The 19,413-nt window shown below is 71.1% G+C and carries 21 protein-coding genes and 1 riboswitch; of the genes, 13 read left to right on the top strand and 8 right to left on the bottom strand.

The window, feature by feature from the left end; translation table 11 throughout:
* Nucleotides 1-2: 2 nt before the first annotated feature.
* On the bottom strand, nt 3-851 hold the full coding sequence (locus HUX53_RS15605) for a helix-turn-helix transcriptional regulator (protein ID WP_176403915.1): 849 nt from the start codon (nt 849-851) through the stop codon (nt 3-5).
* A gap of 170 nt (nt 852-1,021) precedes the next feature.
* Here HUX53_RS15605 and HUX53_RS15600 point away from each other — a divergent pair, with 170 nt between their 5' ends.
* Both HUX53_RS15600 and HUX53_RS15595 read left to right on the top strand, forming a co-directional pair.
* Entirely contained in the window at nt 1,022-1,789 is a 768-nt protein-coding gene (locus HUX53_RS15600) for an ATP-binding protein (RefSeq protein ID WP_176403914.1), read from the top strand.
* A complete protein-coding gene (locus HUX53_RS15595; protein WP_176403913.1) occupies nt 1,786-2,433 on the top strand; it encodes a hypothetical protein in 648 nt (215 codons plus the stop codon). The genes HUX53_RS15600 and HUX53_RS15595 overlap by 4 nt, the downstream gene beginning before the upstream one ends.
* A 134-nt stretch (nt 2,434-2,567) precedes the next feature.
* Here the strand turns inward: HUX53_RS15595 and HUX53_RS15590 are convergent, their stop codons facing one another.
* On the bottom strand, nt 2,568-2,978 hold the full coding sequence (locus HUX53_RS15590; protein ID WP_176403912.1) for a DoxX family protein: 411 nt from the start codon (nt 2,976-2,978) through the stop codon (nt 2,568-2,570).
* Between the two features lie 153 nt (nt 2,979-3,131).
* Nucleotides 3,132-3,262: riboswitch (FMN riboswitch) on the top strand.
* A gap of 71 nt (nt 3,263-3,333) precedes the next feature.
* Here HUX53_RS15590 and HUX53_RS15585 point away from each other — a divergent pair.
* From HUX53_RS15585 to HUX53_RS15555, 7 genes are all read left to right on the top strand, one after another.
* On the top strand, nt 3,334-3,927 hold the full coding sequence (locus HUX53_RS15585; protein WP_176403911.1) for a riboflavin synthase: 594 nt from the start codon (nt 3,334-3,336) through the stop codon (nt 3,925-3,927).
* On the top strand, nt 3,924-4,565 hold the full coding sequence (pnuC, locus tag HUX53_RS15580; protein WP_176403910.1) for a nicotinamide riboside transporter PnuC: 642 nt from the start codon (nt 3,924-3,926) through the stop codon (nt 4,563-4,565). The genes HUX53_RS15585 and pnuC overlap by 4 nt, the downstream gene beginning before the upstream one ends.
* Nucleotides 4,562-5,803 (top strand): bifunctional 3,4-dihydroxy-2-butanone-4-phosphate synthase/GTP cyclohydrolase II, encoded by a 1,242-nt coding sequence (locus tag HUX53_RS15575; protein ID WP_217919466.1) that lies wholly within the window; start codon nt 4,562-4,564, stop codon nt 5,801-5,803. Before pnuC ends, HUX53_RS15575 begins: the two co-directional genes overlap by 4 nt.
* The gene (ribH, locus tag HUX53_RS15570) at nt 5,803-6,309 is read left to right on the top strand and encodes a 6,7-dimethyl-8-ribityllumazine synthase (RefSeq protein WP_176403909.1); all 507 of its coding nucleotides are present in this window, start codon (nt 5,803-5,805) and stop codon (nt 6,307-6,309) included. The genes HUX53_RS15575 and ribH overlap by 1 nt, the downstream gene beginning before the upstream one ends.
* A 92-nt stretch (nt 6,310-6,401) precedes the next feature.
* A complete protein-coding gene (gene hisG, locus HUX53_RS15565) occupies nt 6,402-7,277 on the top strand; it encodes an ATP phosphoribosyltransferase (protein WP_176403908.1) in 876 nt (291 codons plus the stop codon).
* Nucleotides 7,270-7,716, top strand: a complete 447-nt coding sequence (locus HUX53_RS15560) for a PH domain-containing protein (RefSeq protein WP_217919465.1) — start codon at nt 7,270-7,272, stop codon at nt 7,714-7,716. Before hisG ends, HUX53_RS15560 begins: the two co-directional genes overlap by 8 nt.
* 115 nt (nt 7,717-7,831) lie before the next feature.
* Nucleotides 7,832-8,413 carry a Uma2 family endonuclease gene (locus tag HUX53_RS15555; protein ID WP_176403943.1) on the top strand — a complete coding sequence of 194 codons (582 nt, stop codon included), beginning with the start codon at nt 7,832-7,834 and terminating at the stop codon, nt 8,411-8,413.
* 51 nt (nt 8,414-8,464) lie between these two features.
* On the opposite strand, the gene HUX53_RS15550 is transcribed toward HUX53_RS15555, so the two are convergent.
* A complete protein-coding gene (locus tag HUX53_RS15550) occupies nt 8,465-9,103 on the bottom strand; it encodes a hypothetical protein (RefSeq protein ID WP_176403907.1) in 639 nt (212 codons plus the stop codon).
* Nucleotides 9,100-10,500 (bottom strand): selenium-binding protein SBP56-related protein, encoded by a 1,401-nt coding sequence (locus HUX53_RS15545; RefSeq protein WP_176403906.1) that lies wholly within the window; start codon nt 10,498-10,500, stop codon nt 9,100-9,102. The genes HUX53_RS15550 and HUX53_RS15545 overlap by 4 nt, the downstream gene beginning before the upstream one ends.
* A gap of 316 nt (nt 10,501-10,816) precedes the next feature.
* Between HUX53_RS15545 and HUX53_RS15540 the strand changes: the two genes are divergently transcribed.
* Genes HUX53_RS15540 through HUX53_RS15525 form a run of 4 tightly spaced genes read left to right on the top strand, consistent with a single transcriptional unit; the run spans nt 10,817 to nt 14,552 of the window.
* Nucleotides 10,817-11,701, top strand: coding sequence for a MoxR family ATPase (locus HUX53_RS15540; RefSeq protein WP_176403905.1), 885 nt, complete (start codon nt 10,817-10,819; stop codon nt 11,699-11,701).
* 3 nt (nt 11,702-11,704) lie between these two features.
* Nucleotides 11,705-12,823, top strand: coding sequence for a VWA domain-containing protein (locus HUX53_RS15535; RefSeq protein WP_309237246.1), 1,119 nt, complete (start codon nt 11,705-11,707; stop codon nt 12,821-12,823).
* Nucleotides 12,816-13,940 carry an XdhC family protein gene (locus HUX53_RS15530; protein ID WP_176403904.1) on the top strand — a complete coding sequence of 375 codons (1,125 nt, stop codon included), beginning with the start codon at nt 12,816-12,818 and terminating at the stop codon, nt 13,938-13,940. Before HUX53_RS15535 ends, HUX53_RS15530 begins: the two co-directional genes overlap by 8 nt.
* Nucleotides 13,941-13,958: 18 nt before the next feature.
* Complete coding sequence (locus tag HUX53_RS15525; RefSeq protein WP_176403903.1) at nt 13,959-14,552, top strand: NTP transferase domain-containing protein; 594 nt, start codon at nt 13,959-13,961, stop codon at nt 14,550-14,552.
* Between the two features lie 14 nt (nt 14,553-14,566).
* On the opposite strand, the gene HUX53_RS15520 is transcribed toward HUX53_RS15525, so the two are convergent.
* From HUX53_RS15520 to HUX53_RS15505, 4 genes are read right to left on the bottom strand one after another with little or no spacing between them, the layout of a single operon-like run.
* The gene (locus HUX53_RS15520) at nt 14,567-15,787 is read right to left on the bottom strand and encodes an aldolase (protein WP_176403902.1); all 1,221 of its coding nucleotides are present in this window, start codon (nt 15,785-15,787) and stop codon (nt 14,567-14,569) included.
* A 51-nt stretch (nt 15,788-15,838) separates the two neighbouring features.
* Entirely contained in the window at nt 15,839-16,747 is a 909-nt protein-coding gene (locus HUX53_RS15515) for an aldose 1-epimerase family protein (protein WP_176403901.1), read from the bottom strand.
* 29 nt (nt 16,748-16,776) lie between these two features.
* A complete protein-coding gene (locus tag HUX53_RS15510) occupies nt 16,777-18,183 on the bottom strand; it encodes a DUF1116 domain-containing protein (protein ID WP_176403900.1) in 1,407 nt (468 codons plus the stop codon).
* Nucleotides 18,180-19,322: an FdrA family protein gene (locus HUX53_RS15505; protein ID WP_309237245.1), complete on the bottom strand. Its 1,143-nt coding sequence runs from the start codon at nt 19,320-19,322 to the stop codon at nt 18,180-18,182. The genes HUX53_RS15510 and HUX53_RS15505 overlap by 4 nt, the downstream gene beginning before the upstream one ends.
* Nucleotides 19,323-19,413: the final 91 nt, after the last annotated feature.

Genomic DNA, 19,413 nt, shown 5'->3' with positions numbered 1-19,413 from the left:
AGTCACTCAATCAATCTTGTGAGGTATGCGCTAGTTGCGGCGGTATCGGTGGCCCTAGCGCATAGCAGATCAAACCTAGCTATGTAGCGCTCTAGCTCGTCTTCCTCCTCCATCATGCGGTCGTCGATCGTGGTTTCGAGGTAGACGATGTCTCGGTCAGCGGCCCCGGGGAACTTCAGATAAACGAACGGTTCGCTGGTGCCCGGGTAGACACCGTCAGCGATCTTGAGGACCTGTACTTCGACGTTGGGTCTTTCCGAGACTTTGATGAGATGGCGAATCTGTTCCGACCGCACCTGGGGGTCGCTGATCCGGAGCAACGCGTTCTCATCGATCAGCGCATGGAATCGACAGGTAGATGGCCTCATGAGGATCATCTGGCGCTGCGTCCGGGCATCGATGTGGCGCTTCAGTTCGGCGTCGTCGACCATGCCCGCGTCGCGATTGATCATCTCTACGTATCCAGATGTCTGGAGCAGGCCCGGCACGAGTGTGGTCTGAAAGGTGAAGATCTCGGAGGCACCCGCCTCCAGGCCCACGTAGTCGTCGCGGAAGACGTCGTTGTACTTGCGCCACCAACCGCGTTGGCGGGCCTCGCGGGTGAGCTTGATCAGGGCGTCCGTGTCCGTGGGGCCCACGCCGTACAGCTCGCAGAGGTCGGCGACCGAGTCGCTGTTGGGGTCGACCCACTTCGCCTTCTCGATGTAGTTGAGCTTGGACGGACTCCAGCGGAGGCGCTTGCAGACCTCGCTGGTGGTCATCCCGCACTGCTCTCGCAACTCGACGAGTTTGCGGCTCAGAGCGCGCTTCTTGATCGTCGGGCTGTAGCCGCTCGCCTGTATCGAAGGCATTTGTCCGGATCTCCGAATGATCGAATCATGGATTTTCGAGAATCTAACTTGAATCACTTGATGGTTCGAGCTCTTGAGGCCAGTATCTAGTCCGTAACACAGCGTTCGCAGCCGATTACGGAAACGTTCTTGCTGCTTCGACATAGATCCCTCGTGAAGAGGAGACCCCCATGGCTCATGGCCATCTCCCTGATCTGGTGCTCGGCGGGTGTTCGGCCTGGCCGTTGCCCGCCGACGAGACGTCTGCCGGTGTCGCTCGCGCACATCTGCGGGCGGCGCTGACGGCGGCCAGGGCGCCGCGTGAACTCGTCGAGGACGTCACGCTTGCGGCGTCGGAGCTGGTGACGCACGGGCTCCGGCACGGCATCGGCGGCGCGGCGGCGGCGCCGGGGCGGCGCGTGCTGGAGCTGTGGGCCTACTACCGCATCACGCCGGAGAGCCAGTTCGTGTTCAAGGTGTTCGACCCGAAGCCCGAGTGGTCCCGTCCCGCGAAGAGGGACGGGACGTGGGCGGAGAACGGGCGGGGGATCGCGGTCGTCGATGCCCTCTCGGCGGGGTGGGGCTGGCACCGGACGCGATCCCGGCTGGGGCCGCTGCCGGTGCCGGGCAAGGCGACCTGGTTCTGCGTGCCGGGCACCGGGATGTGCGCGCGGCCGCATCCGCGTCCGCTTCCATGGGAGGCGGCTGTGGTGCTGCGCCGGCTGCTGATCGCCAGGGGGCTGGACGGCACGCGCTGCCACCACGGGTCCGACCGTTCCGTCGTCACGATGCGGGGCCTGACCGTGTGGTCCGAGCCGCCCGGCGTGTTCCGCTGGCGCGTCCGACCGGGTACGCGGGACGCCTACGTGTGCCGGCCGTTCGCGGACCTGCACGATGTCGCCGACGAGGTCGTCTGCCACTACGAGCGCGGCGTCGTACCCGGAGGTGACGTCCGATGACGGCTCGTCCCCACGGTGAGTTCCATGAGCGGGTGGAGTCGCTCGTCCGAGAAGCGCGGGACGCGGCCCTCGCCGTCCTCGCGCGGGACGACTCGGCCACCGAAGCGAGCCGGTTCCTGGCCGGTGCGATGGTCTCGCTCGCCGACGTCCTGGACGCGCATCGTCCCGCGAAGGCGGGCATTTCGGCGTACCGCGCGTGCGAGACGGAGGTGCCCTGCCCGACCGTGCATCGCGTCGCCGCTGTGCTCGCGTCCCACGGGGCCCGCTGGGGTATCCCGCTTGATCGCGGCGCCGCGTGGGCACGCGCGGACGCCCACTTCAACGGTGCCTCCACGGGCGGTGCACGTCGACTCGTCTCGCTCACCGACCTCGGTGCCTTCTACGCCGCCAGGGGCGTGCGGGCCACTCTGCCTGAGCCGCCGCGGGTTCCAGCATCCGACGCGGAGACGGTGCTGCTCATCGACAAGGCGAGCGGCTTGACGAGCCGATGGCCCCTCCTTCCTGACGCCGACCTGATCGTCCAGTACCAGCGTTATCTGCGCGGTGAACCGATGATCTTCGGCGAGCGGCCGACCGCGGAGCGGCCTCGCCCACGGATCTTCCGGATGGGCGCGTGGACGGTCCGGAGTTCCTCGGTTCTGTGAAGGGCGTCGTGTCCCTGGCGCCGCCGGGGGCTGTGCGCTGCGCGGACTGCTGTCCAGCCGGGCGCCGCCGGCGCCGGGGTGCTCCAGCGACGGCCGCGCCGCCGGGGGGCTTGGCGGCGCGTCCGTCGGCGGGGTCAGGTGAAGAGGGGGCCTACCAGGTTCAGGCCGGGGTGGTTGTCCGAGGCGTACAGGACGAAGAGGGCCAGGGCGCCGCCGGCCAGGGCGATGTCCTTGAGGAACTGCTGCTGCTCCATCTGGCGCGCCTCCGGGGACTCCTGCGTCCAGAAGTCGTGGAAGACGAACGCGGTGATGAGCAGGAACGGGACGAGGGCGATGGCGGCGAGGTCGGGCCAGATGCCGAGGATGAGCAGGGCCGACGCGAGCAGGATGTAGGCGCCCGAGACCTGCACGGCGAGCTTGGCCATGGGCAGCTTCTTCGCGGCCGCGTAGCCGGCCATGGCGTCGGTTGCGGTCAGGTGGCCGATACCGGCGCCGATGAAGATCGCCGTGAAGGCGATGCGGGCGATGAGGGCGACGACGTCCATGACTGCCTCCAGGGGGAAAAGTCGTCATGCGTCACTTGTGTCGCAAGATGTACCCCGTTTCAAGATCGTTGAACGTTCAAGCGCGTGTGGGCGTGGCGATGGTCACATGGGGCGCGGAATGGAAGGCATGGCACACTGGTTGGCAAAGCATGAACGCGTGCTCCGGGGTCGGTGAAATTCCGAACCGGCGGTGACAGTCCGCGACCCGGCCGAAGCCATCGGCCGGTTGACCCGGTGGGATTCCGGGACCGACGGTTAAAGTCCGGATGGGAGGCAGCGCGCGGTACGCCCCTGGCCAGGGGCGTACGACGATGTATGAACGTCCCCCGGAGCCCTGATCTAGGAGGCCCGGGAGATGTTCACCGGCATCGTCGAGGAGCTCGGCGAGATCGTGGCGATCGAGCCGCGGGGCGACTCGGTCACGCTCGCGATCCGCGGGCCGCTCGTCACCGAGGACGCCGTCCACGGCGCGTCGATCGCGGTCAACGGCGTCTGTCTCACCGTGGTGGACGTCAAGGACGGGATCTTCACCGCCGACGCCATCAAGGAGACGCTCGACAAGTCCAGCCTCGGCGCGCTGGAACCGGGCTCGAAGGTCAACCTGGAACGTCCGGTAAGGCTGTCCGACCGGCTCGGCGGCCACCTCGTGCAGGGCCACGTGGACGGCGTCGGCGCGATCGTCTCCCGCGAGCCGGGGGAGCGGTGGGACGTGGTCACGGTGTCCCTGCCGTCCGATCTGAGCCGGTACCTGGTGAACAAGGGCTCCATCACCGTCGACGGCATCAGCCTCACGGTCGTGGACGCCGGCACCGACCGATTCAGCATCGCGCTCATCCCGACGACGCTCGCCCTCACCACGCTCGGCCACAAGAAGCCCGGCGACCCCGTGAACCTCGAAGTCGACGTCGTCGCCAAGTACGTCGAACGCATGATGGGCGACCGGTCGTGAGCTGGCTCGGCGCCGGATTCGAGGTGTTCGGCGAGCACATCCTCTGGACCGACCTCGTCGGCAACGTGCTCTCGCTCGCCGTCGTCTGGCTCGCCATGCGCAAGACCCTCTGGACGTGGCCGGTGCAGCTCGTCGGCGCCCTCCTGCTGCTCGCCGCGTCCCTGCATGCGAACGTCCCTGGAAACGCACTCAAACAGGTGCTCTTCTGTGGGCTCGCCCTGTACGGGTGGGTCATGTGGACGCGTGGACGGCGGGAAGCAGACGGCCTCGTCGTCCGGCAGGCGACCCTCAAGGAACGCATCGTCCTGATCGGCGCGATCCTCGTCGGCACGGCCGTGGTCGCCGAACTGTTCACCCACCTCGACTGGCTGCAGATCGCCGGGTCGCCGTGGGCGAACGCCTACATCTTCGTCGGCAGCGCCGTCGCGACGTTCGCGCAGAGCCGGGCGCTGGTCGACTTCTGGATCGTGTGGGTGCTCGTCGACCTGGTCGGGGTGCCGCTGGCGCTCAAGTCCGGGCTGTACGTCTCCGGCGCGGTCTACGGGATCTTCTTCGTGATGGTGATGGTCGGGTTCAGGAACTGGCTCCGGGAGTCCCGGGGCACGCAAACCCCCAGGCAGAAGGCGGTGACCGCATGAGCAGCGGCAACGACATCGGGAACGCAGGCACGGGCATCTTCGACTCCATCGAGGCGGCGATCGCCGACGTCGCGGCGGGACGTCCCGTCGTGGTCGTCGACGACGAGGACCGCGAGAACGAGGGCGACATCATCTTCGCGGCGTCCAAGGCGACGCCCGAGCTGCTGACGTTCACGATCCGTTACACCAGCGGCGTGATCTGCGTCCCGATGGAGGGCGAGGACCTCGACCGGCTGCAGATCCCGCTGATGACGGCGCAGAACACCGAGCGGATGCGCACCGCCTACACGGTCAGCGTGGACGCGCGACTCGGCGTCACCACCGGCATCTCCGCCGCCGACCGGGCGCGGACGATCCGGACGCTGTGCGACTCGGCGTCGGAGCCGCGCGACCTCGTCCGTCCCGGCCACATCTTCCCGCTCCGCTACCGGGACGGCGGTGTGCTGCGCCGCCGCGGCCACACCGAGGCCGCCGTCGATCTGGCCCGGCTCGCCGGCCTCAGCCCCGCCGGCGTCCTCGCCGAAGTGGTCAACGAGGACGGCACCATGGCGCGCCTGCCCGAACTCCAGGTGTTCGCCAAGGAGCACGGGCTCAAGCTCATCTCCATCGAACAGCTCGCCGAATACCGCCGCCGCACCGAGAAGATGGTCACCCGCGTCGTCGAGACCCGGCTGCCCAACCGTTTCGGGACGTGGCGCGCCGTCGGGTTCTCCAGCGCCATCGACGGCGGCGAGCACATCGCGCTCGTGCTCGGCGAGATCGGCGACGGCGACGACGTCCTGATCCGGGCGCACTCCGAGTGCCTCACCGGCGACGTCCTGCACTCCGAACGCTGCGACTGCGGGACGCAGCTGGACGCCGCCATGGAACGCATCGCCGAAGAGGGCCGCGGTGTCGTCCTCTATCTGCGCGGCCACGAGGGGCGCGGCATCGGCCTGCTCGCCAAGCTGCAGGCGTACGCGCTCCAGGACAACGGGTCCGACACCGTCGACGCGAACCTGGAGCTGGGCCTGCCCGCCGACGCGCGCGAGTACTCCAACGCGGCGCATATGCTGCGTGACCTGGGCGTACGGTCGGTGCGGGTGCTCACCAACAACCCGGACAAGCTCAGGGGCCTGGACGGCTTCGGCGTGGACGTGCGGGGACGCGAGTCCATGCCCGTCGTCGTCACCGAGCACAACCGGCGCTACCTGACGGTCAAGCGCGACCGTCTCGGACACCAGATAGAAGGACTCTGATGAGCGGCGCAGGACGCCCCGAGGACATCACCGTCGACGCGGCCGGGCTGACGCTCGGCGTCGTCTGCACCCGCTGGCACGGGCAGATCACCGACCAGCTGCTGGACCGGGCGCTCGCCGCGGCGAAGGCGTGCGGCATCGACGAGCTCGTCGTCGCCCGCGTCGCCGGTGCGCTCGAACTGTCCGTGATCGCCCAGCAGATGGCCCGCGACCTCGACGCCGTCGTCTGCCTCGGCGCGGTCATCCGCGGGGCGACCGCCCACTTCGACTACGTCTGCGAGTCCGTCACCACCGGTGTGACACGTGTCGCGCTGGACGAGTCGACACCGGTGGGCAACGGGGTCCTCACATGTGACACCATTGAGCAGGCACTGGAACGCAGCGGGCTGCCGGGCAGCTCCGAGGACAAGGGATGGGAGGCGACTGTGGCCGCACTCGACACGGCACTGACCCTGCGAGGTCTGCGGCATCACGGTCACGCCGGGCATGGCCTGGAGCATTTGTAGCGGGTACAGGGGCTCCGCCCCTGAACGACTCGCGCATCTGGGCTCCTGAGCAACCCGGTATCCCGTACGCATCCTCATCGAAAGGCAATTCCGTGCTGTCACTCGTCCTGCCCAAGGGGTCGCTGGAGAAGGCGACCATGACGCTGTTCGACGCCGCCGACCTCACCGTCCAGCGCGCGTCGGACCGCGACTACCGGGCGTCCATCGACGACCCCCGCATCGACCGGGTCCGGGTCCTGCGCCCGCAGGAGATCCCGACCTACCTGGAGCAGGGGCTGTTCGACCTCGGCATCACCGGGCGCGACTGGATCACCGAGACCGACGCCGACGTCGTCAGCCTCGGCGAGCTGAAGTACTCCAAGGCGACCGCCAACCCGGTCCGCGTGATCATGGCGGTGCCGGACGGCGCGCCGTGGCAGTCGGTGTCCGACCTGCCGGAGGGCGTCCGGATCTCCACCGAGTTCCCGGCGCTGACCAAGCGGTTCCTCGACCAGCACGGCGTGAAGGCCACGGTCGTCCCGTCCTACGGCGCGACCGAGGCGAAGGTGCCCGACATCGTGGACGCGATCGTCGACCTCACCGAGACCGGCTCGTCCCTGCGCAAGAACGGCCTGCGCATCCTCGACACGCTCCTGACCAGCTACACCGAGCTGGTCGCGAACCGCGACGCCTACGAGAACGCGGAGAAGCGCGCCGCGATGGAGGACATCTCGCTCCTCCTGCAGGGCGTGATCCGCGCGCGCGGCAAGGTGCTGCTGAAGCTGAACGTCGCGCAGGGCGACCTGCAGAACGTCCTCGACATCATGCCCGCGATGGCGTCGCCGACGGTGACCTCGCTCGCCGGCGGCGAGTCGAACGCCGTGGAGTCCGTCGTCGCCAAGCGCGGCATCAACACGCTGATCCCGGCGCTGCGGGCGGCCGGCGCCCACGACATCCTCGAAATCCCCATCACGAAGATCATTGACTGAGACACCGGCCATTCCGACCGTGTGGCGCCCCCGCACCACCCGGATCGTGGCGTACACCGCGGCGGGCGTGATCGTGCTCGGCCTGATCGTGCTCGCCGTGGTGGTGCCGGAGCAGTACACCGTGTGGGACCGCATCCTGATGGTCGCCTTCGGCGCGTTCATCGCCTGGGTCCTGCACATGCTCGCCCGCTGCCGCGTCGCCGCCGACGACTCCGGCGTCACGGTCGTGAACGCCTTCGCCAGCCGCCGCCTCGAATGGCCGCAGATCCTGGACGTCACCATGAACGTCGGCGACCCGTGGCCCACCCTCGACCTGGCGGACGGCACGTCCATCAGCGCCATGGGCATCAACGGCGCCGAGAAGACCCGCGCCGCCCACCAGCTCACCGAACTCCGCACCCTCCTCAAAACCCGAGGCGAAACCCCCGACCCCGTCTGACCGTCCCCGGCTGAGGTCCTTGTTCTAGGCTGTTGCCAGGACCAGGAGCGGGTTCGTGTGCGAAGGTGTGTGCATGAGCGCTCAGAGTGCCGAGGCAATTGCAGAAAGTGGCCGCATGGACGCTGAACCGCTGCCAGACTGGGTGTTCCCCCCGCCGGACGGTTTCACCGCTGACGACTTCCTGCGCATGCGCGGCCTGCCCCGGCACACCGAGCTGATCGACGGGAGCCTGGTCTTCGTGAGCCCGCAGCGGATGTGGCACTCGTGGGTCGTCAACCTGCTCTCCATTGAGTTGGATGCCCAGGCGCCCGCAGAATTGCGGGCCGTGCGGGAGATGTCGGTCAAGCTGGCGAAGCGCCAGGTGCCCGAACCCGACGTGTCAGTAGTCAGGGCGGAATCCGTCGATCACCTGCGCACCTGTTTTCAGGCGGAAGAGGTCGTTCTCGCGGTAGAAGCCGTCTCACCGAGTTCGGAGGAGTTCGACCGGGACACGAAGCCGCGCCGGTACGCGGCTGCCGGGATCAAGCATTTCTGGCGGGTTGAATTGGAGGAGGAACGGACTGTCGTCTACGTGTACGAACTCGATCGCACCACCAGGTCGTACCTCCTGACCGGAATCCATCACGACCAGCTCAAGCTGACCGTACCGTTCGACATCGAGATCGACCTCACCGCCGTCGGCAAGCGCACACGGTGAACGCGGGTGGCGGTGCCGCGGGGCGGCGCTCCCGCGCTCGGGTCTTGGGCCTCACAACGCGGTGAAGAGGGTGAAGGTGCCGGCGCCTATGGGGGCCACGGCCCAGATGCGGTCGAGGTTGAACCAGGCGCGGCGCAGGATGGCCAGGCCGACGATCTCGTAGACGAGGACCGCGATGACGCCCGCGACGACGAACATCGACAGGGTGTGCACGGCGGTGACGAAGATGCCGGTCGACAGGGCGCTGCCGGACGATGAGGTCAGGCCGTGGTCGTGGTGCGCCGGGGCCGTCCCCGAGGACGTGAGGACGGGCAGCAGCATGAGGCCCGCCCCGTGCATCGACGACATCAGGAACGACCAGCCGGCGAGCTGCCACAGCGAGATCCGCATGCCGACCCAGCGGAAGTGGCGCCGGGACAGCAGCCGCCAGAAGCCGAAGCCGACGAGCAGGACGCCGCCGCCGATCGCGACCGCCTGGGTCGCGACGACGGAGCGGGTGAGCGCGATGAGGATCGCGACGGCGCCGACGGACGCGGCGTGGCCTGCGGCGATGGCCGGGAGCGACTGCAGGACGAGTTTCCTGCTGCGCTCCTGAAGGCCGCGGGCCACCGCGAACAGCCAGCCCATCGCGGGGTTGACGCCGTGGAACGCGCCGAGCACCACGAGGGCCGCGAGCGAGCCGTCGTTCACGGATAGCAGTACGAGTCGGAGGATGCATCGCCGCCTTGCAGGCGGGTTTGGTGCGGGCGGCGGCCTCGGAAGTCGTCGCCGTTGGGGAAGAAGCGTTCGTCGAAGGTGAATCCGTCAGGCGTGGAGTCGAGTTTCGCCATCCATGCGCCGACGCCGTCGGGGAAGAACTGGTCGTCCCAGGAGCCGTAGAGCGAGTTGGTGACGTAGACGCGTTGCCCGTCGCGGCTGACCTCCACCATCTGCGGGCCGCCGGAGAGTGGACGGTCGGGGGCGGCGGGGTGCGGTGTTCGGTTGACGATGCCGCCTATGCGCACCGAGCCCGCTTCTACCGGGTTGAACGGGTCGCTGACGTTGTAGCGCTTCAGCTCGCCGGTGCCCCAGCACGAGACGTACAGCCACTGGTCGTCCACGGACAGGTCGATGTCGGTGACGAGCGGCGGAACCGCGCCGAACGGCTGGATCACTGGGGGGAGTGAGGCGGCGTCGGCCGGTTCAGCGGGGATGGTGATGACCTTCTTCGCCGTCCACGCGTCGCCGTCGCGGTGCCACACCCAGACGGACGCCGACAGGTCCTCGACGCTGACCACTACACCGGCGAATCCGTAGAGCTTGGTCGGGTCGTGCGCGGGACGCAGTTCCAAGACCATCTGGTGTTCGTCGCCGAGGTCGACCGTTTGGACGTGCTTGCGCTTGCGCAGGTCGAAGAAGTTCAGCGAGTGCCCGTATTTGCGTCCGAGCAGCAGTTCGCCGACGACACCGTCCTCCACCATGGACGGCGTGCCCCACTCGGACGTGATGAGGACGTCGTGCGCGATGTGCCACCACGCGTCGTAGGCGAAGTACTGCGGCCCACGGTCGACCTCCCAGCGTCCGAGGACGTCGAACGAGGTGTGGTCGAGCAGCGCGATCCCGCCCGGCCCGTCCTCGCCGTTGGCCCCGCCGAGCGCCGTCAGGTAGAGCCCTTCGGGCCCGCAGTGGACGGTGTGCGGCCGCGAGTATCCGGCGCGCTTGGCCAGCTCGTCCGCCTCCAGCACCTTGATGATCTTTGGTGCGACAGGGTCGTCCTTGGTGTCGATCACGTACACCCGCGACGACCGCAGACCCGGCACGATCAGGTAGCGGCGCTCCACGTGCGGGTGCGGCGACCCGGGGCACAGCGCGCTGCTGCACGCGTTCCACCCGAAGTGGTGCAGTTCGTCACCGAGGTACGGCAGGTCGGTCCAGCCCACCACGGAACCGTAGGGGGCCGAGCCCGGATCCACGTCCAGGACCGCGATCGCGTCCGGTTTCTCGGCGGCGCGGTCGAACGCCGCCACGTACGCGAGCTTCTCCGCCGGCGCGGCGGCCGCGTCGCGCGGCGACGCGTAGAACGTCGGGTCCGGCTTCCACAGGGCCATGGTCGTCCTCTCAGGTGATGGTGACCGGGTGCCGTACGACGGCGCCGAACAGGTAGTGGCGGGTGTTCCCACGGTGAGAACAGCGGCTCGGCGTTGTCCACCTAGTCAGCGTCCAGCCCGCGCGGCGGGATGTCCACGACCGCGCGGGTAATACCTGCGAGCCCCAGCACGGCCGACGCCCGCACCCCTCGCCTTTCCCTACCGGTTTGCCATAGAAAGTCGCCCGGGGATAAGGGACGCGAAAACGCAAGGGTTCCGGGCATGTGAGTTGGGTCTCGCGCCGAGTAGCCTCAGAGCCGTGGGGGAGACGGCGTCGATGACCACGGACCAGCTCGGCTCGCCCGTGGATCTCGCGGGCATGCTCGACCGGCACGCCTACCTGTGCGACGAGGGGCTCGCGACGGCGTGCTTCCTCGCGCTGCGCATGGGCAGGCCGCTGTTCCTGGAGGGCGAGGCCGGCGTCGGCAAGACCGAGCTGGCCAAAACGCTTGCGCGAGGGCTGGGCGCGCCGCTGATCCGGCTGCAGTGCTACGAGGGCCTCGACGCGTCCCAGGCCCTGTACGACTGGGATTTCCCGCGCCAGCTGCTGCATCTGCGGGCCGCCGAGGCGGCGGGCGTGAACGACGTGTCCCGGCTGGAGGGCGAGCTGTACGACCGGCGGTTCCTGCTGGCCCGCCCGCTGCTCCAGGCGCTGGAGACCTCGCCGAGCGTCCTCCTCGTGGACGAGCTCGACCGCGCCGACGACGAGTTCGAGGCGTTCCTGCTGGAGGTCCTCAGCGACTTCACGATCACCGTCCCCGAACTCGGGACGATCCGGGCGGAGCACCCGCCGGTCGTCGTGGTCACGTCCAACCGCACCCGCGAGGTCCACGACGCGCTCAAGCGGCGCTGCCTGTACCACTGGCTGGAGCACCCGTCGTTCGACCGGGAGGTCGCGATCATCAGGCGGCGGCTGCCGGACGCGGCGGAGCGGCTCGCCGGGCAGGTCGCCGGCGCCGCGCAGCGGATGCGCGAGACCGACCTGCTGAAGCCGCCCGGCGTCGCCGAGACCCTCGACTGGACGGAGGCGCTCGTCGCGCTCGGCGTCCGCGAGCTGGATCCGGCGGCCGCCGCGGTGACCCTCGGCGCCGTCCTCAAGTACCGCGAGGACCAGCAGCGCGTCCTCGGCGCAGGGCTGGAAGCCCTGCTCAACGGGGGATGAGCGGTGGAGCGGGACGTCACCGAGACCATGGTCGGGTTCGCCAGGACGCTGCGCGCGGCGGGCGGCGCGGCCGACCCCGAGCGCGTCCAGGCGATGCTGGCGGCGCTCGACCACCTCGACGTCCTCGACCCGAACGACGTGTACTGGGCGGGACGGCTGACGATGTGCGCCGACCCCGATGACCTCGCCCGCTACGACCGGTGCTTCGCCGCGTACTTCTCCGGCGCGACCGCGCGGCCGGGACGCAGGCCGCCGCCCGTCGTCGTCCGCCGCGTGACGATGCCCGACCCGGGCGCGCCGGCCGGGGACGAGGAGGCGGGCGAGCTGAAGGCGGCGACCGCCAGCGAGGTGGAGGTGCTCCGCGACCGCGACATCGCGCGGCTGAGCGCCGCCGAGCGCGCCGAGGTCGCCCGGCTCATCGCGGTCCTGGACGCGAGCGCGGAGCAGCGCCGGTCGCGCCGGTTCACGCCCGCGTCGGCGGGACGGCTCGACCCCGCGCGGACGGTCCGGGCGACGCTGCGGCGCGGCGGCGAGATGTCCCTGCTGCGGCACCGCGCGCACCGCACCCGTCCCCGCCGGGTCGTGCTGATCGTGGACGTCAGCGGGTCGATGAGCCCGTACGCCGACGCGCTGCTCCGGTTCGCGCACGCCGCCGCCCGCTCCGGCGGCCGCGACGTGGAGGTGTTCAGCGCCGGGACGCGCCTCACCCGCATCACCCGCGAGCTGCGGCACCGGGACCCGGACGCGGCGCTGGCGGCGGCGTCCGCGGCCATCCCGGACTGGAGCGGCGGCACCCGCCTCGGCGAGGAGCTGAAGGAGTTCCTCGACCGGTTCGGGCAGCGCGGCCTGGCCCGCGGCGCGATCGTGGTGCTCGCCTCGGACGGCTGGGAGCGCGGCGACGCGGCGCTGCTCGGCGAGCAGATGGCGCGGCTGCACCGGCTCGCGCACCGGGTCGTGTGGGCGAACCCGCACAAGGCGCGGCCCGGCTACGAGCCGCTGACCGCGGGGATGGCGGCGGCGCTGCCGCACGTCGACGACTTCACCTCCGGGCACAGCCTCGCGGCACTGGAGGAGCTGGCCCGCATCGTCGCGGGCGAGGGAACGAGGAGGGCTCATGCGTGACGTGCTCGACGACATCGCCGGCTGGTACGCGTCCGGGGAGACCTTCGGGCTCGCGACCGTGGTGCACACCTTCCGCAGCGCGCCGCGCCCGCCGGGCGCGGCGATGGCGGTGTCGCCCGGCGGGGAGGTGGCGGGCAGCGTGTCCGGCGGCTGCGTGGAGGGCGCCGTCTACGAGCTGGCGCAGTCGGTGCTGGAGACGGGGGAGGCGGTCGTCCAGCGGTACGGGGTGACCGACGACGACGCGTTCGCCGTCGGCCTGACTTGCGGCGGCATCCTCGACGTCCTCGTGGAGCCGGTCGGCCCGGCCACGTTCCCCGAGTTCGCCGAGGTCGCGGACGCGATCGAGCGGCACGAGCCGGTCGCGGTCGCGACCGTCGTCGCCGGCCCCGGCCGCATCGGCGCTCGCCGCGTCGTCTGGACCGACCGCGCCTCCGGCTCCCTCGCGCCCGGCGAGCCGCACGCCGAACGCCTCGACGCCGCCGTGGACGACGACGCGCGCGGCATGCTCGCGCAGGGCATCACCGGCCAGCGCCACTACGGCCCCGAGGGGGAACGGCGGCTGGACGACCTGACCGTGTTCGTCCACTCGTTCGCCCCGCCGCCGAAGCTGCTGGTGTTCGGCGCGATCGACTTCGCCGCGGCCGTCGCGCGGGTCGGCAAGTTCCTCGGCTACCACGTGACGGTGTGCGACGCGCGGCCGGTGTTCGCGACGGCCAAGCGGTTCCCCGAGGCCGACGAGGTCGTGGTGAAGTGGCCGCACAAGTTCCTGGAGGAGACCCGCGCCGGCATCGACGAGCGCACCGCCATCTGCGTCCTGACCCACGACCCCAAGTTCGACGTGCCGCTCCTTGAGGTGGCGCTCCGCACGGACGCCGGCTACGTCGGCGCCATGGGGTCGCGCCGCACTCACGACGACCGTCTCGACCGGCTCCGCGAGGCGGGCCTGACCGAGGCCGAGCTGGGCCGGCTGCGCTCCCCGATCGGCCTCGACCTCGGCGCCCGGACGCCGGAGGAGACGGCGGTGTCGATCGCGGCGGAGCTCGTCCAGCTCCGCTGGGGCGGCTCGGGACGCCCGCTCACCGACACCAGCGGCAGGATCCACGCCGACGCGCCCTGACCGCACTACCCTCGCGGGATGACGTTGCACGGTGCGGTGTCCCCGGCCGGTCTGCTGCTCGCGGCGGGTGAGGGCAGCCGGCTCGGGCGCCCCAAGGCGACCCTGGAACTGGACGGCGAACGCCTGGTCGACCGCGGCGTCCGGACACTGCGGGACGGGGGCTGCTCACCCGTCCTCGTGGTGGCCGGGGCGGCGCAGATCGAGGTCATCGGCGCCGTCGTCGTCCCCAACCCCGGCTGGCGGGACGGCATGGGCTCCTCCCTGCGCGCGGGCCTCGCCGCACTACCGCCCGCCTGCCCGGCCATAGTGATCGCCCTCGTCGACCAGCCCCTCATCACTCCGGCCGCCGTCGGACGCCTGATAGAGGCCTACGAGGCGGGCGCCGAAATCGCCGCCGCCACCTACGGCGGAGCGCGCCGCAACCCCGTCCTCCTGCGCGCCGCCCACTTCGCCGGCGTCGCCGAGGCCGCGACCGGAGACCAGGGCGCCCGCGGCTACCTGCGCGCCCACGCCGACCTGATCACGCCCGTCCCGTGTGACGACGTGGCCGTCCCCGACGACATCGACACCCCCGACGACCTCGCCGCCTTCAACCGCCGCGAGCCGCAGTAACTCTGGCGAAGAGGCTAGGACGCCGGGAGGACGCTCTCGTCCAGGGCGCCGCAGTCGACCGCGCGGCGCAGCCGGGCGGTGAGCGCCTTGATGGTGGCGGGCTCGTCCAGGAAGCCGCTCGCGTTGCCCGCCGCCTGCTCGTGCCACGCCCGGACGCGTCCGATGACCTCGTCGACGCCGGTCAGGTGGAACGCGTACACGGCGGCGTAGCGGCTCGGCAGGTGCGCGGGGTGCAGGTCCCAGCCCTGGTAGAAGCCGTGCGTGAGCGAGTGCCGGACGTGCGCCGCGTGCACCGCCCACGCCGCGTTGACCTCGTCCGGGCCGTCGTTGCGTGGGATGACGTTCGTGGAGCCGTCCGACAGCCGGACGCCGGTGCCGGCCAGCGACACCTGCATGATGTGCCGGGCGAAGTCGCACGCCGGATGGTCGAGGCGCTGCTCGTGCGGCGGCAGGCCCAGCGCGGCGGTGTAGTCGAACACGCCGAAGTGGGCGGCGGTGATCCGGCCCTGCGCCGCGGTCACGAGCGAGCCGAGCCCGACCCGCTCCTCCGCGTGGTCGATCAGCGACTGCGGCGTCTCGACCTGGATCTCGAACCGCAGGATGCCCTGCGGCAGCCCGAGCGAGGTCTCCAGCCGGTCCAGGAACTCGACGAACAGCCGGACGTGCTCGGCCGTCACCACCTTCGGGAACGTGATCGTGAACCCGCCGGGCAGCCGCCCGAGCCGGTCGCGCAGCGCGGTCATGAACCCGTCGAGCGTCCGCATCGCCCGCTCGTGCCCGCCGTCGGCGAACGACTTGACGCGCACCCCCCAGTAGTGCGGCAGGCCCTTCACCTGGTACGCGGCGGCGACGGCCTCGACGACCTGCTCGACGTGCGCGTCCTCCTCGGAGTCGTCGCGCACGCCGTAGCCGTCCTCGAAGTCGATCCGGACGTCCTCGACCGGCTCGTTCGCGAGCTTCGCCGCGACCCGCTCGCGCACCGGCTCGGCAAGCTCCGGATCGAGCCCGAACGCCGCGCCGAACGACCCGGCGCCCGGCGTGTGCGTGTTCAGCAGCCGCAGCGCCTCGGCCCCGAACTCGGCGGGCGTCGAGCGGGAGAACCGGTCGGCGGGCACGTACACGGTGTGCACCGGCTGCCGCCCCTCCGCACCGCCGGGGAAGCGCTCGCCGTGCGCGTCACGGGCGGCGGCGATGCGCGCGGACAGGTCGTCGAACGAGGACACACTGAGATTCACCCCGCAATGATCCCCCAACCAGCACCCGCCGGGGAACCGATCGCGGACGAATCAGGAGTCGGTCACGATGCCCCAGGTGCCGGTGAATTCGGTGCCCGGGTCCAGGTGGATGAGGCCTTCGCCGGAGGCTAGGGCGTTCGGGGGGCAGGTCATGGGTTCGACGCCTAGGCCCTCGCGGGGGTCGGGGGTGTTGTCGGCGGTGTAGATCTCCATCCACGGGTGCGACTCGTCGGCCCACAGGCGGACCGTCCGGCCGCCGCCGGAGAGGATCACCCAGACGCGGCCGTCGCCGTCGCGGTTCAGGTCGGCGAACGCGTTGTCGATCTGGCGGTCGCTGAGCAGCGGGCCCGTGCGCAGGTCGTACTTGGTGCCCGTGACGTCCTCGGACGGGCCGGACGGGATCATCCGGTCGTTCACCGGGAGGTAGCGGTCGGCGAGGAGATGGACCGTGCAGTTGTCGATCGGCTCGCCGACCGTCAGGTAGGGGTGGGCGCCGTGCCCGTAGGGGGCCGTCTTCGACCCGGGGTTGCGGACGGTCATCCGCACGCGGAGACCCTCGGACGGGTCGAGGGAGTACTCGGCCTCCAGGTCGAGGCGGAACGGGAAGCCGCCCGTCGCGAGGAGTCGGTGCGTGAGGCGCACCCGGTCCGGTTCGTGCTCGGCGACCTTCCACGACGCCCAGCGGACGAGGCCGTGGATCGCGCAGTCCTTCGCGGGCTCGGACACGTCCAGCTGGTGCTCGGCGCCGCCGTAGGAGTAGCGGCCGCGGTCGACGCGGTTCGGCCACGGGATCAGCAGGTGCCCGAACGCGGCCGGGGCGGGCTCGTCGGCGCCGTGCGACAGCACCAGCGGCCGGCCCTCGTGGGACAGCTCGCGCAGGCTGGCGCCCGACTCGGTGATGACGGCCTGGTACGGCCCGGCGCTGAGGGCGTACTGCTCTCCGGTGATCGACTCGCTCATGCTCCGGACGCTACCCCCTGGCGGCACCGCTACGCGATCTCCGCGAGTGCGTGCAGGGCGGCGGTGAACACGTCCGCGGGGGGCTCGACGAGGCCGGCGCCGACCTGGCCGGTGCCGGCCTCCCGGCCCGCGATGCCGGTGTCGATGACGGGCAGGATCCCGGTGCGGACGACGCGGGTCACGTCGACGCCGACGGGCGTGCCGCGGAACGACAGCAGCGGTATCTGCAGCGCCGGATGCTCGGCGAGGGTGATCTCGTACATGCGCTGCGTGGCGGCGACCGCGTCCGGGACCTCGCCGCCGACGAACCGGACGATCGCGGGCGCGGCGGCGAGCGCGAACCCGCCCGTTCCCGCCGTTTCCGTGATCGCCGAGTCGCCGATGTCGGGGTTGGCGTCGTCCGGGCCGTAGTCGCCCAGGTAGAGGCCGTCCGGGACGCCGGCGGGGGCGGTGAACCAGCGGTCGCCCGTCCCCGAGACCTGGATGCCGAAGTCGGTGCCGTTGCGGGCCATCGCCACGACCAGGCTCGATCCGGGAACGTTGCGGGCCGCGTCCGCGCACGCCTTCGCCGCCGCCATGCCGGCGTTCAGGAAGAAGTGGTCGTTGTTTGCCGCGAAGCGAAGCGCTTCGGCGGCCTGGTCGCGGGGGATGTCGTCGGCGGCGGCCAGGTCGGGTGCCAGTTCGCGGAGCAGCAGCGACGTCGCGGCACGGTTCCGGTTGTGCAGCTCGTCGCCCATCTGGAGTGCCTGCGCGATGACCGACATCAGGTCGAGCGGGCCGTGCCGCCGGACGGCCGCCTGCAGCGCCGGGCCGAGCACCTCGCCCATCCACGTCAGCCGCTCGATGACCTCCGGCCCATATGCCCCGTATCGGAGGACCTTCCCGAGCCCTTCGTTGAGGGAGCAGTACGCGGTTCCGCCGTGCTCGGTGTCCTCGACCACGAACATCCACATGGACGGGCTGACGACGCCCGCCATCGGCCCGACCGTGGCGTGGTGGTGGCAGGGTTCGAGGGCGGCCGTGCCGCGTTCGAGTGCGTGGCGGGCGCCGAGCGGCGTCTCGGCGAGCCCTTCGAGGAGCATCGCGCCGATGAGCGCGCCCTGCATCGGGCCGGACGCCCGGTCCCACTCCAGCGGCGGACCCGCGTGCAGGAACGTCCCCGGCTCCAGGCCGAGGACGTCCCGCGCCGGGCGCACGTCCACCAGGTGCGGGCGGGCCGTCACCATGCGCCGCACGGCGCGGGCGTTGGCGTCCGCGTGGCCGGGGTCGCCGAGCACCGCCGCGAGCGCGGTCTCGGTTCCGGCCGGCGGGGGCCGCCAGTCGACCGCCTCCACCGGGACGGCCTGGTCGGCGAGCGCCTCGGCCAGCACCTCGACGCCGGCGGCGACCACCCTGGGCTCGCGGGACAGCAGCCCGCCCAGCCGCTGATCGGTCATGCCGAGACCCCTTCCACCATCCGCAGGGCGTGCCGGGTCGCCTGGGCGTTGGAGCCGAACACGTCGGCGCCCGCCTCGCACAGCGCCGCGGCCTGCCGGTCGCGGTCCTGCGGGTCGGCCGGCGTCCCGCACAGCGACACGGCGACGGCCAGGTCCGGACGGTCCCGCACCGCGTCCGCGACGGCCGGGGCCAGCGCGGCGGCCGGGTCCTGCTCGGCCCCGTGGCCGAGCACCACATCGAGGAGCAGGACGCCGCAGCCGGGGTCGGCGGCCTCCGCGCGCAGCGCCTCCAGCCGCAGCGTCGGGTCGATCATCGGGTGCGCGCGGCCCCGCGTGTAGGCGTCGTCGCCGAAGTCGGTGAACCGGTGGCCGCGCGCCTCCAGGTCCCAGCCGAGGACGTCCCGCGCGATCATCTCGGCCTCGTCGCGCAGCGTGCCGCCCGCGAACAGGCCGCGCAGCGCACGCCCGGCCATGGTCGCCGGACGTCTTGCCGCGGTCCAACGCGGCCATTCCGGGACGGTCCGCCCGAGCGTCGTCAGCACCTTCTCCGCGGCCCGCGTCAGATCGTCCTCGCCGGGCATCGGCAGCGCGAACACCACCGGCGTGTCCATCCGCCGCGCCGCCTCCCGGATCAGGTCGAGCACCTGCGGCGCGGGCGGCTTCGACACCAGCACGATCAGCTCCGTGCCCGGGTCGGCGTCCAGCGCCGCCAGCGCCGACAGCGCCGACCGGCCGCTCACCTCCGGCGACAGGTCCCGGCCGCCGACGCCCAGCACATGGCTCACCCCGGCGCCCGCCGCGTCGAGCAGGCACATCAGCTGCTGCGCGCCCGTCCCGGACGCCGCCACGATCCCGACCGGCCCCGGCCGGACCGCGTTCGCGAACCCGAGGCCCGCGCCGCCGATCAGCGCCGTCCCGCAGTCGGGGCCCATCACGATGAGGCCGCGTCGCGCGGCCGCCTCCTTCAGGGTGATCTCCTGCGCGAGCGGCACGTTGTCACTGAAGATCATCACGTTGAGGCCGGCGTCGAGGGCGTCCATCGCCTCGGGGAACACGTGCGGGCCCGGCACCGACAGCAGCGCGACGGCCGCGACGGCCCGCGCCGCCGCCGACCGGGTCGTGCGCTGTGTCGCATACACATCTCCGAGCCCATGAGACGGACACCTCACACGTATGCCCTATTCTGCTTGCAAAAAATAAATCATGAAAATTATCTAACAGAGCAGAACC

The sequence above is a fragment of the Actinomadura sp. BRA 177 genome, from assembly GCF_013372625.1.
Classification (GTDB): Bacteria; Actinomycetota; Actinomycetes; order Streptosporangiales; family Streptosporangiaceae; genus Spirillospora.
Note: the sequence above shows the minus strand (reverse complement) of the source record. Positions and strands in the feature narration are given on the sequence as shown.

Excerpts from the sequence above, each read along its gene's own strand:
- HUX53_RS15605 (WP_176403915.1), bottom strand. The coding sequence starts at position 851 with ATGCCTTCGATACAGGCGAGCGGCTACAGCCCGACGATCAAGAAGCGC.
- HUX53_RS15600 (WP_176403914.1), top strand. The coding sequence starts at position 1,022 with ATGGCTCATGGCCATCTCCCTGATCTGGTGCTCGGCGGGTGTTCGGCC.
- HUX53_RS15595 (WP_176403913.1), top strand. The coding sequence starts at position 1,786 with ATGACGGCTCGTCCCCACGGTGAGTTCCATGAGCGGGTGGAGTCGCTC.
- HUX53_RS15590 (WP_176403912.1), bottom strand. The coding sequence starts at position 2,978 with ATGGACGTCGTCGCCCTCATCGCCCGCATCGCCTTCACGGCGATCTTC.
- HUX53_RS15585 (WP_176403911.1), top strand. The coding sequence starts at position 3,334 with ATGTTCACCGGCATCGTCGAGGAGCTCGGCGAGATCGTGGCGATCGAG.
- HUX53_RS15575 (WP_217919466.1), top strand. The coding sequence starts at position 4,562 with ATGAGCAGCGGCAACGACATCGGGAACGCAGGCACGGGCATCTTCGAC.
- ribH (WP_176403909.1), top strand. The coding sequence starts at position 5,803 with ATGAGCGGCGCAGGACGCCCCGAGGACATCACCGTCGACGCGGCCGGG.
- HUX53_RS15555 (WP_176403943.1), top strand. The coding sequence starts at position 7,832 with ATGGACGCTGAACCGCTGCCAGACTGGGTGTTCCCCCCGCCGGACGGT.
- HUX53_RS15545 (WP_176403906.1), bottom strand. The coding sequence starts at position 10,500 with ATGGCCCTGTGGAAGCCGGACCCGACGTTCTACGCGTCGCCGCGCGAC.
- HUX53_RS15540 (WP_176403905.1), top strand. The coding sequence starts at position 10,817 with ATGACCACGGACCAGCTCGGCTCGCCCGTGGATCTCGCGGGCATGCTC.
- HUX53_RS15530 (WP_176403904.1), top strand. The coding sequence starts at position 12,816 with ATGCGTGACGTGCTCGACGACATCGCCGGCTGGTACGCGTCCGGGGAG.
- HUX53_RS15525 (WP_176403903.1), top strand. The coding sequence starts at position 13,959 with ATGACGTTGCACGGTGCGGTGTCCCCGGCCGGTCTGCTGCTCGCGGCG.
- HUX53_RS15515 (WP_176403901.1), bottom strand. The coding sequence starts at position 16,747 with ATGAGCGAGTCGATCACCGGAGAGCAGTACGCCCTCAGCGCCGGGCCG.
- HUX53_RS15510 (WP_176403900.1), bottom strand. The coding sequence starts at position 18,183 with ATGACCGATCAGCGGCTGGGCGGGCTGCTGTCCCGCGAGCCCAGGGTG.